This is a genomic window from Kitasatospora sp. NPDC015121, assembly GCF_055562955.1.
Map to the genome: position 1 here is coordinate 1 of NZ_JBVHEH010000018.1, position 12193 is coordinate 12193.

Annotated in this window: 17 protein-coding genes and 1 pseudogene; 15 read left to right on the plus strand and 3 right to left on the minus strand. The window is 73.2% G+C overall.

Annotation, left to right across the window (positions count from 1 at the left end; genetic code table 11):
• Together ACZ3J7_RS26020 and ACZ3J7_RS26025 are read right to left on the minus strand one after the other, a co-directional pair.
• On the minus strand, positions 1-1068 hold a 1068-nt coding region (locus ACZ3J7_RS26020), incomplete at its 3' end, for a hypothetical protein (RefSeq protein WP_465625253.1).
• An 8-nt stretch (positions 1069-1076) separates the two neighbouring features.
• Positions 1077-2510: a lipase family alpha/beta hydrolase gene (locus ACZ3J7_RS26025; protein ID WP_465625255.1), complete on the minus strand. Its 1434-nt coding sequence runs from the start codon at positions 2508-2510 to the stop codon at positions 1077-1079.
• 270 nt (positions 2511-2780) lie between these two features.
• Here ACZ3J7_RS26025 and ACZ3J7_RS26030 point away from each other — a divergent pair.
• The 14 genes and pseudogenes from ACZ3J7_RS26030 (at position 2781) to ACZ3J7_RS26095 (ending at position 11347) form a co-directional block, all read left to right on the plus strand.
• A pseudogene (locus ACZ3J7_RS26030) lies at positions 2781-3689 on the plus strand (IS5 family transposase).
• A 156-nt stretch (positions 3690-3845) separates the two neighbouring features.
• Positions 3846-4430 (plus strand): DUF4913 domain-containing protein, encoded by a 585-nt coding sequence (locus ACZ3J7_RS26035; RefSeq protein WP_465625257.1) that lies wholly within the window; start codon positions 3846-3848, stop codon positions 4428-4430.
• The gene (locus ACZ3J7_RS26040; protein ID WP_465625259.1) at positions 4427-5170 is read left to right on the plus strand and encodes a glycosyl hydrolase; all 744 of its coding nucleotides are present in this window, start codon (positions 4427-4429) and stop codon (positions 5168-5170) included. The genes ACZ3J7_RS26035 and ACZ3J7_RS26040 overlap by 4 nt, the downstream gene beginning before the upstream one ends.
• Positions 5167-5688 carry a hypothetical protein gene (locus tag ACZ3J7_RS26045; protein ID WP_465625261.1) on the plus strand — a complete coding sequence of 174 codons (522 nt, stop codon included), beginning with the start codon at positions 5167-5169 and terminating at the stop codon, positions 5686-5688. Before ACZ3J7_RS26040 ends, ACZ3J7_RS26045 begins: the two co-directional genes overlap by 4 nt.
• Positions 5688-6347, plus strand: a complete 660-nt coding sequence (locus ACZ3J7_RS26050; protein ID WP_465625262.1) for a hypothetical protein — start codon at positions 5688-5690, stop codon at positions 6345-6347. Before ACZ3J7_RS26045 ends, ACZ3J7_RS26050 begins: the two co-directional genes overlap by 1 nt.
• Positions 6344-6820 carry a hypothetical protein gene (locus tag ACZ3J7_RS26055; protein ID WP_465625264.1) on the plus strand — a complete coding sequence of 159 codons (477 nt, stop codon included), beginning with the start codon at positions 6344-6346 and terminating at the stop codon, positions 6818-6820. The genes ACZ3J7_RS26050 and ACZ3J7_RS26055 overlap by 4 nt, the downstream gene beginning before the upstream one ends.
• 111 nt (positions 6821-6931) lie before the next feature.
• Complete coding sequence (locus ACZ3J7_RS26060) at positions 6932-7168, plus strand: hypothetical protein (RefSeq protein ID WP_465625266.1); 237 nt, start codon at positions 6932-6934, stop codon at positions 7166-7168.
• Positions 7169-7183: 15 nt separating this feature from the next.
• Positions 7184-7987 (plus strand): winged helix-turn-helix transcriptional regulator, encoded by an 804-nt coding sequence (locus ACZ3J7_RS26065; protein WP_465625267.1) that lies wholly within the window; start codon positions 7184-7186, stop codon positions 7985-7987.
• Positions 7988-8104: 117 nt separating this feature from the next.
• Positions 8105-8872 (plus strand): SPDY domain-containing protein, encoded by a 768-nt coding sequence (locus tag ACZ3J7_RS26070; RefSeq protein WP_465625269.1) that lies wholly within the window; start codon positions 8105-8107, stop codon positions 8870-8872.
• A gap of 15 nt (positions 8873-8887) precedes the next feature.
• A complete protein-coding gene (locus tag ACZ3J7_RS26075; protein ID WP_465625271.1) occupies positions 8888-9754 on the plus strand; it encodes a DUF317 domain-containing protein in 867 nt (288 codons plus the stop codon).
• Positions 9755-9773: 19 nt separating this feature from the next.
• Positions 9774-10619, plus strand: coding sequence for an SPDY domain-containing protein (locus ACZ3J7_RS26080; RefSeq protein ID WP_465625273.1), 846 nt, complete (start codon positions 9774-9776; stop codon positions 10617-10619).
• Positions 10616-10849 carry a hypothetical protein gene (locus tag ACZ3J7_RS26085; protein WP_465625275.1) on the plus strand — a complete coding sequence of 78 codons (234 nt, stop codon included), beginning with the start codon at positions 10616-10618 and terminating at the stop codon, positions 10847-10849. Before ACZ3J7_RS26080 ends, ACZ3J7_RS26085 begins: the two co-directional genes overlap by 4 nt.
• Positions 10850-10870: 21 nt before the next feature.
• Positions 10871-11035 (plus strand): hypothetical protein, encoded by a 165-nt coding sequence (locus tag ACZ3J7_RS26090; protein ID WP_465625277.1) that lies wholly within the window; start codon positions 10871-10873, stop codon positions 11033-11035.
• On the plus strand, positions 11036-11347 hold the full coding sequence (locus ACZ3J7_RS26095; protein ID WP_465625279.1) for a hypothetical protein: 312 nt from the start codon (positions 11036-11038) through the stop codon (positions 11345-11347). It begins immediately after the preceding gene.
• Positions 11348-11355: 8 nt separating this feature from the next.
• Here ACZ3J7_RS26095 and ACZ3J7_RS26100 read toward each other — a convergent pair whose 3' ends face one another.
• Positions 11356-11619, minus strand: coding sequence for a hypothetical protein (locus ACZ3J7_RS26100; RefSeq protein WP_465625281.1), 264 nt, complete (start codon positions 11617-11619; stop codon positions 11356-11358).
• A 202-nt stretch (positions 11620-11821) separates the two neighbouring features.
• Between ACZ3J7_RS26100 and ACZ3J7_RS26105 the strand changes: the two genes are divergently transcribed.
• The gene (locus tag ACZ3J7_RS26105; protein ID WP_465625283.1) at positions 11822-12160 is read left to right on the plus strand and encodes an SPDY domain-containing protein; all 339 of its coding nucleotides are present in this window, start codon (positions 11822-11824) and stop codon (positions 12158-12160) included.
• Positions 12161-12193 lie beyond the last annotated feature (33 nt).

Sequence of the window (12193 nt, forward strand, 5' to 3'; positions counted from 1 at the left end):
GGGGTTGTCGGGGCAGGCGATGCCGGGGGGTAGGGGGGTGAGGTGGCCGTTGCGGATGAGTGGGTCGCGCAGGCGGGTGTTGGTGTGCAGGAGGACGTGGCCGAGCAGGGCGGATTTGCCGGCGCCGGCGGGGCCGGTGACGACCAGGGTGCCCTGGCGGGCGGTGGTGAGCCAGTGCAGGATCCGGTCGCGCTGGAGGGTGCGGCCATGGAAGTACCAGGCGAGTTCGCCGAGTTCGGCGCCGGTGGCCTTGGGGAGGAAGTGGCGGCGCTCGTCGTCGGGGAGTTGGTCGATGACGGCCTGGAGTTCGGCGAGCTGGTCCAGCGGGCCCAGTACGGCGGTTGCGGCGTTCGGCCGGAGGCTGACGAGCTGGTCGGAGCGGTCGTCGACGGTGAGGTCGTCGAAGAAGCCGCCGAGGCGGGCGGCGAGTTCCCGCCCGAGGGTGGACAGGCCGATGGCCCGTCGGGTGGGGAAGGTGATGGTCAGGGCCCGGCCGAGCTCTTCGGTGAGGGCACCGAGTTCGGCGTAGCCGCGGGCGGCGGTGGACAGCAGCAGGTAGCGGCCGACGCCGCTGTTGCGGGCGAAGAGGTCCAGGTGGACGGCCCTGGCGAAGTGCTCGGAGAAGCAGGCGTCCAGGACGATGATCGCCCAGCCGCCGTCGCCGCTCGTCTGGCGGCGTTCGATGGCGTCGGCGATGTCGTGCGGTGTGACGCCGTTGGTGATCGGTGTTGCGGTGCGGTGGTGGGCGAGGTGGCGGGCGCTGCCGTGGCCGGTCCAGTACAGCAGCGTGTTCCCGCCGGACAAGGGCGCCTCGCCCGCCCACTCGGCGAGCCGGTCCTCGACGGCCTGGCTGTCCCGTTCCGCGGGCGGCACGGTCCACTCGGTGGTGCGGGCGCCGTAGGGGGCGAGGAGGCCGGCGATCGCCCGCACGTGCGCCTCGGTGTCCAGGTCGGGCAGGAGATCGTGCCGGTAGGCGGTGAAGTTGACCGGGAACAGCTCCAACCCGCCCCCGACGCCGTCCGGGCCCGGACCGGGTGCGGAGGTGTCCGGGCTGCTGGGCGCTGTCACGGGCGGGCCTACCGGGTGCTGGTGTCGGGCGCGGTGACGAGGACGAGCTGGGTGATCGGCGGGTGGGCGCCGGTGTCGAGGGTGACCCGGTACAGATCGGGGATGTCCGCGGTGAACCGGGCCGACAGGGCCCCGCCGGTGCGGTCGGGGTCGGGGCGCAAGGTGAGGGGGTGGCCGGGACGGCCGGTGGTGGCTGAGCGCACCGTCAGGCTCACACCGGCCGGGGTGGTCAGGCCGGTGGCGGCGAGGGTGAGCGGCTCGCCGAGCGTTCCGCCGAGGTGCGGGATGTCCAGGCCGGGCCGGGTGTCGGTGTCGCTGGGCCCGAGGTGGGTGCCCTGGGGGCGCTCCAGGGCGGTGCGGCGGATCTGGCGCAGGACTTCGTCGTGGCGCATCAGGGTGCCGTGCTGCCCGTAGACGTAGGTGAGGGCCTGGGTGCCTACGGCCGCGGAGGGGGTGTGGACGGTGCCGTCGCCGTAGGTGTTGCGGCGGGCGGGGAGGCCGGTGGCGGGGTCGCGCAGGAGCTGGAGGTCGTCGCCGATGTCGAAGGCGTGGTGGCGGCCTTCGGCGACCGCCCGGCCGGCGCGCTGCTGTTGGTGCAGGGTCTGCACGGTGGGCTGGGCGTCGCCGACGATCGCCCGGTGCCCGGGCAGGACGAACACGTTCTCGCGGTGGCGGGCGCGCTCGGCGAGCGTCCGCTCGGCGAGGTCGCGGTCGCCGCCGAAGCGGGCCACATCGCCCGCCGTGAGGCGCTCGACGTCCAGGCCCGTATCGAGGCAGCGGTAGCCGGGCAGCAGGTCGTGGACGCCGGGCAGGGTCGCCGCCAGCGCCTGCACCCGCCGCTGCAGCCAGCTCGGCTTCTCACGGGCGTGGGCGAGGTTGAGGGCGAGGACGGCCTTCGCCGAGCCGAGGAACGGCGTGCCGGCCGTGACCACCGCCCGGGTGTCCGCGGCCAGCTCGGGGTCCTGTTCCAGCGCGGCCCGCACCACCAGACCGCCCATCGAGTGCGCCACGAACACCAGCCGCGGCACCCCCTCACCAGCGGCCCGCCACTCGGGCCGGGCCGCTACCCGCTCCCGCCAGCGGGTCAGATGGGCGCGGGCCGCGCGGGCCAGGAGCGCGCCGTTGTAGGAAACCGCGAGACGCCAATCGTAGGGGAACGGCGCCACCGCCTCCGGCGCGAGCACCACCCCCGTCAGCGCCTTGTGGAGATCGGTGTAGGGGTCCAGGCCCTCGAAGACCGGCAGCCACCACGGCTTGGCGAGCAGACCGGTGGCCCGGATCCGGGTCACCGGCCCGGTCCGGGCGGTGCCGGCCGCCCGTTCCTCCTCGGTCGCTCCGAGGGCTGCGAAGAGGCTCTCACCGGTCAGCGCGCCGGTGAGAGCCGCGAGGTCGGCGCCCCACAGGGTCCGGCCCGTCGCCGCGTCCTGAAGGACGCTGCCCATGATGCCCGGCACCACCACACACGCGTCCCTGGTCCGGTCCTCGAATACCGGCGGCACCCCCGCGTACGGCACGGCACCACCAAAACCGCTATCCCCCACAGCCCTCATGCCACCCGACCCTAGGGGAACACCCCCGCCCGGAAAGGGGCTTTGCCGAAGACCAGCCCCCTGTCGGCGGACCGGCCGCGGCGCCCTACCATCCGGGCCGGATACCGCAAGACGGTGCCGGGCGGCGGCACCCCGGTGCCAGGGCGGGCCGTTGGCCGTGGTGTGGAAGCGCGGGGTGATCTGACCGCTGCCCAGTGGGAGCGGATCGAGCCGCTGATGCCGGTGGGCAGCGGGCGGTGCGGCCGGTGGCGCGATCACCGGCAGGTGGTGGACGGGGTGCTGCACCGGATCCGCACCGGTGTCCCGTGGCGGGACCTCCCCGAGCGGTACGGGCCGTGGAAGACCGTACACGAGCGGCACCGGCGCTGGCCGGCGGAGGGCACCGGGCAACTGATCCTGGAGCGGATCCAGGCCCAGGAGGACGCAGCCAGGACCATCGACTGGGACATCTCGGTCGACTCGACGGTCGTACGCGCGCACCACCACGCCGCCGGTGTCCGGCGCACCGCGCCGTCTGTACTAGGGACAGGCCGCACAGGCCGGACCACGGTCGAACGGCCAGCGGGAGGCGGCGGAGCTGCGGGCGAGGCGCTCTGCCGATCGCGCGGCGGATTCACGACCAAGATCCACCTGGGCACGGACGGCCGCTACTGAATCCTCTCGCTGGTCATCACACCGAGGCAGCACGCCGACTGCACCCGGTTCGAGCCGGTCATGGACAAGATCCGCGTCCCAAGGCTCGTCCCTGGCAGACGTCGCATCACGCCGGACAGTGTCAGCGCCGACAAGGGCTACTCCAACCAGCGCACACGCCGCTACCTGCGAAGGCGCGGTATCCGGCACGTCATTCCGGAGAAGGCCGGCCAAGCGGAAAACCGGAGCCGACGCGGTAGCGCAGGCGGTCGGCCGCCAGGGTTCGACCACGACCGCTACAAGAAACGCAACACCGTCGAACGTGTGATCAACAGGCTCAAGGCCTTCCGTGCTGTCGCCGCGCGGTTCGACAAACGCGCCTACATCTACCTCAGCACCGTCACCGCGGCAGCCCTCGTCATCTGGCTCCGCCCGTGATCGCCAGGACAGTGCCTAGCACGAACCCGCGGCCCGACCAAGCCGCCGGATCCGCGGATTCTCTTCTCACCCACCCGTCAGGAGCCCGCCTGTGAACCGCCCGATAAGACCCGCGCCGCCCAATGTCCCTGCCCGTCCGATCCCCCTGGATGTGCCATGTCCGACCCGACCGCGGGCTCCCCCGAGCCCGAACCGATCCGCATCGCCGACGAGGACCTCGACGACCTCGCCAGCACGCTGGCGCGCACCATCGCCGAGGTCCGCCAGCACGGCGTGCTGCTCGACCGCCTCGGCGCCGACCCCGAACCGGACGGCGCAGAGGAACCGGAGAGCGACCCCACCGACGGCAAGGCCGAGGCCGACGGCCCCACCTCGGTGTTCATCCTGGCCATGGGCGGCGCGGAGTACGCCGCCGAACTGGCGGCCCTCGGCAACTGGATCACGCACGTGCTGCTGCCGGTCTACGGGCGCGAGATCGGCTCCACCCGGCCCTGGTGCGCGCGCTGGTACGAGCACCCGGAGGCCGTCGCCCGCCTCCACGGCCTGTGGCTGGCGTGGCAGCAGCTGACCGACGCGGAGGCCGGCCTCATCGGGCCCTCGACGTGGCACCGTGACCACCTCGACCACGCCTTGGCCCAACTCCGCTCCCCTGACGGGCCGTTCGCTGCGTGCACCACCAGCCCGGCCCGGCCCTCCCACCGCGTGCTGGCCACACCCGACCAGCTGGGGGCAGCGGCGTGAAGGACACCGACTTCCGGCTCGACGGCCTGGAGCCCGCCGACGAGCAGAGCGCCACCGCCTACGACCGCACTTGGATCTGCAGGCACCAGACCCTCTCCCAGCACGACAGGGGCGAGCGGAGCTTCATTGTCGCCTTCGACCCCACGGCCACCTGGGACGTGCCCAATACGCCCAACCTCCTCTCCTTCGATGTCGTGCGCGACAGCGCGCAGGGAACGTTCAGCATGAACAGCTCCGGGCACGCCACCTTCGCGTTCGCGCAGAGGTGGCTCATCAACCGCGGCTGCCCGGCGGACGCGCTCGCACCGATCGCCAACGCCCACAGGCCCGCCGACGAGCTGACCGTCCGGGTCGAGGACCGCATCCGGCACTCCGGCGAGCGGCTTGCGATCGTCGAGCACCAGGTCATCGACGGGGGCGACGTCGAGGGCTGGAGCATTGCCGTCGACCACCAAGCCAAGGAGTTGCCCGTCCGGCTGTTCCTCGAATCGCTCCAGCCGGAGCAGTACACCTACACGGTGCGCGAGGGGGCGTTCGCCGACCACGACGCCGCTGACGCCTGGTTGGAGGACCGCTCCGCCCCGCTGCCCGAGGCACCCGAGTACCGCCTCGACGCGCAGGCGCTGCGGACCGGCGCCGCACTTTCCCGCACTACCGCCTCGCTCCCCCGGGCCACCGCCGCCCCGAGCGCGCCCGCTGTTCCCGTCAACTCTCCGGAGTCCTTCGGGAGGTCGCTGTGAGCCGCGCCAAGTTCGCGTTCGCCGCGCACCCCGACGCCATCGCCGACCTTCGCCAACTGCCCGAGCCCATCCGGGACCAGGCCCTGCTGCACCTTCAGGACCTGGTCCACGGCGAGCGCGTGGCTACCAAGCTCCACGAACGGCTGGAGGGCTGCCACAAGATCGTCCTCGGCGCGGGCGGTGACTGGGCCAGCCACCGCCTGGTGGTGCAGTTCCGCGACGCACCACCCGGCTCCAAGCACTCCCGCGAGGTCTACCTCGTCGCCGCCGGGGCCCGGCACGAGTACGCGGTCTACAACGCCGCCCAGAAGCGCCTGGGCCGCACCGGACTCAACACCCCGGCGCCCGACGCGGACCCGGGGCTGGCGGCCCGCGTCCGGGAAGCGCAGAAGGCCCGCGTCCGGGCCGCCCGCGCCCGCTCCCCCCGCACCGCGCACGCCCGCCGCCAGGGCGGCATCGCCTACACCTCCGCCTCACCAGGCTTCGCCGCCGCCGAGACTCCCCGAAAGGCACGATGATGGCCACCGATACCCTGCCCAGCCGCTCCGACCTCGCCGGCTGGCTCACCGACGCCGCCCAGGCGGTCGCCGGGATCCTCGTCGCCGAGTATGACGCGCCGACCAGCCGCTCCTACCTCGCCCCGCTCCTCGGGCCGCTGTCCGCCGGGCCCCGGGTGGTCGGCGAGCTGAACGAGCGGCTGGAGGACCTGCTCGACGAGCCGCTGCCGGCCACCCCTGTGGGCCTGTTCGCCCTGGCCTCCTACGCCTCCGCCCTGGGCTGGCTGACCGAGTCGCTGGCCGAGCTGACCGCGGCGGTCGATGTGATCTGCACCCGCACCGGCCTCCCCATGCTGGAGCACGGAGGGCAGGCCGTGCCCGCCCCGGGCGAGGACGAGGAGGGCTTCGACTATTGCTTCAACGAAGCGGAGACGACGGCGATCCGCGCCGCCGCCGAAGCGGCCGGGATGGAGCCCGACGCCTACGTCGACGTCCTCATCGGCGCGCTGCGGGCCGCTACCGCGATCACCGACGCCTGCATGGAGATCAGCAGCGGCCTGATCGAGGACGCGCAGTACATCGTCGAGGAAGCTGCCAGCGAGGTCCGGATCGGCAACGGCCCCGGCGGCCTCCCCACCCTGGTCTGCTCCCTGCTCGCCCGCCTGGAGACGGCCCAGTGAACCCCCACGACCCGCTGACCAGCCCCGGAGACCATCTCATCCACGAGCGGCTCGGCACCGACGACCTCGACTCCCTGGACGAGAACGCCGCCGCCCGCCTCACCCAAGCCGTCCACACCGCCGCAGGCACTACCCGCCTCCACCGCCAACTCGCCTCCAGCACGCGCCGCATGATCGAGCAGCTCTCGCCGATCGCACAGGGCAGTAGCGCCGCCATGCTCAACGCCGAACTCACCAGCCCTGGCATCGAGGTGCTGGCCGCCCGCTACATCTCGGCATATCACCAGCTCACCAACACCCTGCGCGACTACGAGCAGTACCTGCGACTAGAGCCGAATCCGGCCGCTCCCGCCCGGACGCCCGGGCAGGATCCTCCCCTGCTCGCCGCCGCCTCAAGAGACGCCGGTTCTCAGCCTGAATCCGAGTTCCTCGCGCGGCAGGCCCCGGAAGGCTTCGAGCTGCGGGCGCTGTAGGACATCAAGCGCCATGATCACTGGCTTCGCCAACGCGCCTTCAACGGGCGCAAGTCCATCACCTACACCAGTGGTGGCGGTGCCACCGTCCGCGTCGAGACGGCGAAGCAGTTGATCGCGGACGGCCTGGTCACCGCCGACGCCAGCACCCCTTCGTACGAGCCCGGCTACCTGCTTTCCCTGACACCGGAGGGCGAGGCGGCCCCCTGCGCCCTCGAAGCCGCGCACCGCGCCGAGCGCCGCTCGGGAGCCGCGCTCTACCGCACCACCGCCGCCGGCGCCGCGCCTACGGAGACCGCCCCGGCCGCGGCGCCGGTCTCCCTCCCCCTCTCCTTCCCCAGCCGTTGAACCGGAGTACCGATCATGCCCACCCCTCGCGCCGCCGACCTGAAGGTCGTCGAAGCCGCCCTGCGCCGGCTCGCACCGAACTGGACCACCGACATCGTCCGCGCCATTGCCAAGTACGGCCCGACGCTGCAGGTGCGGGACGTCGCCGGCTACGTCCCGACGCTCAGCGAGTCGTACGCCAGCAAGCGGCTGGCCGCCATGCGTCAGGACGGCCTGGTGGACCGCGACGACGCGTTCGACAAGCGCGCGCCGTACCGCCTGAGCCAGCAGGCGCTCACCCTCGGCCCCGTCTACCGGTCCCTGAGCCAGTGGTCCTCGAAGCACATCGCCCCGACCTTGCTGGCGCGGCCCGGCCGCATCGAGGACACGCTGCAGCGCCTGCAGCCGGTCGAGACCACCAGGATCGTCCAGCTGCTGGCCGAAGGCGGCAGCATGGACTTCAACCGGATCGCCGCGGAGTCCGGCGTCTACCGGCAGTTGCTGGCAGTCCGGATCGCCCGACTCCAGTCCGACGGCCTGGTGGTCTCCAACGGCAGCCGAAGCCACGGCATGTACACCCTGACCGAGGCCGGCCAGGCCCTCGGACCGATCTACGCGGCCGTCCAGCAGTGGCACGACCGGCACACCGCCAAGAGCACCGCCCCGGCCGCCAAGGTCCACTCCCTCACCGCCCCGGCCGAAGGCGTGCAGAGTGCGTGCACCGCGGCGGCGCTGCGCCGCAGCCCAGTGCCGCCCTCCCTGTTCAGCCACGCCTTGCACCCCCAGCACCAGGTGCCGTACGCCGTCATCGCCGCCTCCCACCCGGCCCGTGGCCGGTGAGCGCCGTGCTCCGCCGCAGACCCGCCCGCCACCGGGCCGGATCCGCGCGCTGCCCGGGCACTGCGGTGCCCCGCGTGCGGGCCCGGCCGCCGCCGAACTCGACGAGGAACTCCCCCGGTGCCCTCCTCCGCCCCTGTTCTCGTCCAGCCGCTGCGCCTGGCCGGGCCCGGCAACCGCCAGCTGGTCACCGGCCCGCTGACCGCGGTCCACGGCTGGAGCTCCACCCGCACCCCCGAAGGCGGAACCCACTTCACCAGCCCGTGCCGGACGGCCACGCTCAGCGTGAACGGCGACGTCGGCTCCCCGGTCGCCTGGGCCGTCCACGGCTACACCCGGCCCGGCACCGAGCCCTTGTGGCAGGTCTCCTTCAGCTCCGGCACGCCCGCCGAGGTCGTCGCCGCCTTCACCGCCGCGCTCGCCGAAGACCTGAGCGCCCGGCACCGCGACGGCCTCCACCGACCCGGGACGCCCGGCTCCATCCTGGCCGACCACGGCTGGCGCCCCTCCGACCGCTCCCCCAAGGGCTTCCACGACCAGCTGGCGCCGGACGGCTGGGCCCTCTACCGGCACCGCCTGGGTCACCAGCCGCACGAGGACGAGGTCACCCGCCTGGTCCCGCCGACGTGGAGCATGCTCACCGGGAGCCAGCAACAGCCCTCCTGGTGTGCGGAGTTCACGATCGGCGTGCCCTTCCACCCGCTCACCCGGGCGGCTGCGGCCTTCAGCGAACCGGGGCCCGTCCTCCGGCGTGCCGACGAGATCCCGGCACGCCACCTGGCCCGGGTGACCGTGCTACGGCAGTCCGCCGGCCCGCCCGTTCCGGCGGAGGCGGGCCGGCCCCACCTTCCGCCCTCCCGGCCCGCGCCCACCGCGCGGCGCCGCTGACCCTGGACTCCCACCATGCCGAACCCCACCGACAAGGGGCGCGACTACCTGATCGCACCCCGCTTCCTCGCCGACTCCACCGGCACCGGCGACCCCGCGCTGCTGCCCCTCCTGGACACGGGCTGGCTTCTGAGCCACGACGAGCTGGGCAACGCCTACGTCACCGCCCCCGACCTCACCGTCCGCCTCGGCTACCTGCCCGAGGGCAACCGCGGCGACCTGTGGATGATCACCGCCCACGACGACGTCTTCGCGCCGGCCACGTGGCAGGTGATCGTCGACCTCGCCGCCCCGCCCGAGATCGTCGCCGAGCTGACCGGCGCACTCGCCGCCGCCCACGCCTCATCGCCCGCGTCCGTGGTCCACGGTCCCGCCGGCGGCTTCGACCTCACCGACCGCCTCCTCGACGAGCGCGGCTGGCAGCAGGACGGCAAACCCGCGCTGGCCGCCTTCCGCTCGCCCGACGGGCTCGTCACGCTGCACCGGCGCCTTGGACCCCTGCGGTACGACGACGAGATGACCGGCGACTTGGAACGCTGGACGTTCGTGGTCGGCCCTCCGGGACACCAGTGGTACGCCGCCGTCACCTCCGACTTCCCCGACCGGTTCCTGGACACCCTCGCCGCCGCGATCACCAACCCGGCCCCCGTGCGGCGCTACCTGCGGCGCTCCGAACTCGCCGAGCTCCCGGCCCAGGCCACCGCGACCCGGGTGGCGCCGAGCCCGCTGGAGGTCGCCCGGATGAAGGCGGCGACCGCGCGTCCCCTCTCCGTCCCCCGCACCGCTCCCGCGCCGCAGGCGGGCGGCTCCATGCTCGCCTACACCACCGCGACACGGTCGACCGTGCTCCCGAAGCCCGCGTCGGCCGGTCGTGCCCACTGATCCGCAACCAGGAGGTGCTGTGCCCAACTCCCGTGAAGAACCTCGCGAATACCAGATCGCGCCCCGCTACCTGGCGCACCCGGAGGCGGACGGATCCGCGGCCGTCGAAGCGCTGGTGAAGGTCGGCTGGGCCCGGAGCCACGACCGCGCGGGGAACACCTTCGTCACCGCCCCGGACCTCACCGCCCGCCTGGCGCACCTGCCCGAGGCCGACGGCCCGGTGCTGTGGAAGATCAGCGCGGGGCCGGACGCCTTCGCGCCGCCCGAGTGGCTGGTCACCTTCGACCACCTGACCCCGCCCGAGGTCGTCGCCGACTTCACCGCCGCGCGCGCCGACGCGTACACCTGCGGCCCCGACGCCTATCTGGGCGGCAGCCGCAGCAGGGGCACCGAGACGGCCCTCGAACTGCTCGCCAAGGGCTGGACGTCGGACCTCTCGACGCCGTTCCTCAGCTACCGGTCGCCCGACCGCCTCGTCCGGCTCCACTTCCGGGACAAGCCGCTGCCGCACTCCGCTGAGATGGCCGGCGCCACCGAGCGCCTGCTGGTCGAGGTCGGACCGGCGCGGTCCTGCTGGTACGCCACCGCCTCCTCCCACCTGCCCGACCACCTGCTGCGGTCGTTCACCGTCGCCGTCACCGATCCGACCCCAGTCCTGCGGCCCATGTGGCGCATCGACCTGGAGCACCTGCCCGCCACGGCCACCGCGACACCGACCGCACCCAGCCCGCAGGAGGTGGCACGCGTCTGCGCCGCCGCCTCCCGCTCGCCTTCCGCCCCTTCCGTCTGCCGGACAGCGCCGGCATCGGTGCTCGCTCCCCTCGGTGCGGGCGCCGCCCCAACTCCTCGAAGGACCCTGCCTTGAACAAGCCCAAGCCCTTGCACGGCCAACCCCTCAACCCCGCCGAGTCCGCCCTCCTGCACTACCCCACGCAGGGCTACACCGTCGCCGGCCGCGCCCTGCGGCTGGGCACCTGCACCGCGACCGTGCACCGGCGCGCCGCCCGCGCCCGCCGGAAGCTGGGCGCCGCCACCCTCGACCACGCCGTCCAGCTCTACGCCGATCAGCAGGCGATCGTCGCCCTCGCCCGCTGACCAACCTCCTGGGAAGACACCGTGTCCGACGCGACCGCCCTCGATCACGCCGACGCGATGATCGAGAAAGCCTGGAACCTGCCGATCGCCGAACTGGCGAAGGCCGCAGTCCGACGCCCCATCGAGGACCCTCTCCTGGTGGCCGCCTTGCGCACCAGGAGCCACCTCACGGTGGTCTCCAACTAGGTGGCCGTGCACCAGGACCGGCTGCACGCACTCACCCGGCCCGGCCGGGTGCTCGCCCACTACGACCTCGTCGCCGTCACGGACACGGCGAGTGCGCTGCGGAGGACCGCCTACGCCGAGAGATACAGCGCGCTGACCTCGCTGCAGCACCTGGTCGAGGCCCGCGAAGCCGTCAACGCGGACCTGGCCGCAGAGCGGGTCCGGGCCGCCACCGCCCGCACCGCGCTCTCCCGGCCACTGGGCCAGGCGGCCGACCGGCCTGCCCCGCTCGCCACCGGTGCTCACGCGCCGGCCACAGCGAACCGCCGGTAGGGCTGCGGTCAGTCCTCGTCCTGGCCGCCGTGGGCGCCGGGGTCAGCGCCACCCACCGCACGGGCCAGCTCCTCCAGCGTCAACTCCATCCGCTGGCCGTCCTGCAGGCGCTCGCGCACCACGTGCTCCTGCGTGCGCTGGGTCCCGTCCGCCGTGGGTACGGCCCACTGCCCGTCGCTGATCATGACGATGCCGGCCATCGTCCACGGCCTGCCCGCACTGTGGAGCTTGCGCTCCAGCGCCGCCATGTCGCGCCCTCTGCTGAACTCCACTGCCGCTCTCCCCCTCGGGCCCGTGTACGGCCCCGCGCCGTAACCCTTAATCAGCATCGCCCGCCGCTGGTTGATTCCCGCCGATCCGCCGACGGCGAACCGAACTGGTCCCGGAAACGACTACGTACATCGGCACGCTGCATGTCAAAGTACTCGTGCGGCGGAAAACCGCAGGTCAACGAAGAGATCGAACCACGTGAACGTGTCCTCCAACCTCCCCGCCCCGGTCGCCCCTGACCCCGAAGACCGGTCCTGGCTGTCCAGCGACCACTGCACGGGCCCCGTCCTCGCGCTCCTGGTCGGTCTCGGCTGGCCGGTCGTCGACACCCCGGAGGCCAACGTCCACTGCACCAGCCCGGACGGGCGGCTGTACGTCGGCTGGCTGCCGGAGGACCCGGACGCCTGGGCGTGCGGCATCCTCTGGCGCGTCCAGGTCCGCCCCGCCGACGCCGAGCCCTGGACCCAGGAGTTCGGCCTGCACACCCCCTCCGAGGCCGTCGCCGGATTCCTCGCGGCCCTGATCACCGCCTCCACCCGCTGACCGGACACGCCTCCGCCCAACTACCAAAAGGAG

Excerpts from the sequence above, each read along its gene's own strand:
- ACZ3J7_RS26035 (WP_465625257.1), top strand. The coding sequence starts at position 3,846 with ATGTCCGACCCGACCGCGGGCTCCCCCGAGCCCGAACCGATCCGCATC.
- ACZ3J7_RS26050 (WP_465625262.1), top strand. The coding sequence starts at position 5,688 with ATGGCCACCGATACCCTGCCCAGCCGCTCCGACCTCGCCGGCTGGCTC.
- ACZ3J7_RS26075 (WP_465625271.1), top strand. The coding sequence starts at position 8,888 with ATGCCGAACCCCACCGACAAGGGGCGCGACTACCTGATCGCACCCCGC.
- ACZ3J7_RS26065 (WP_465625267.1), top strand. The coding sequence starts at position 7,184 with ATGCCCACCCCTCGCGCCGCCGACCTGAAGGTCGTCGAAGCCGCCCTG.
- ACZ3J7_RS26025 (WP_465625255.1), bottom strand. The coding sequence starts at position 2,510 with ATGGGCAGCGTCCTTCAGGACGCGGCGACGGGCCGGACCCTGTGGGGC.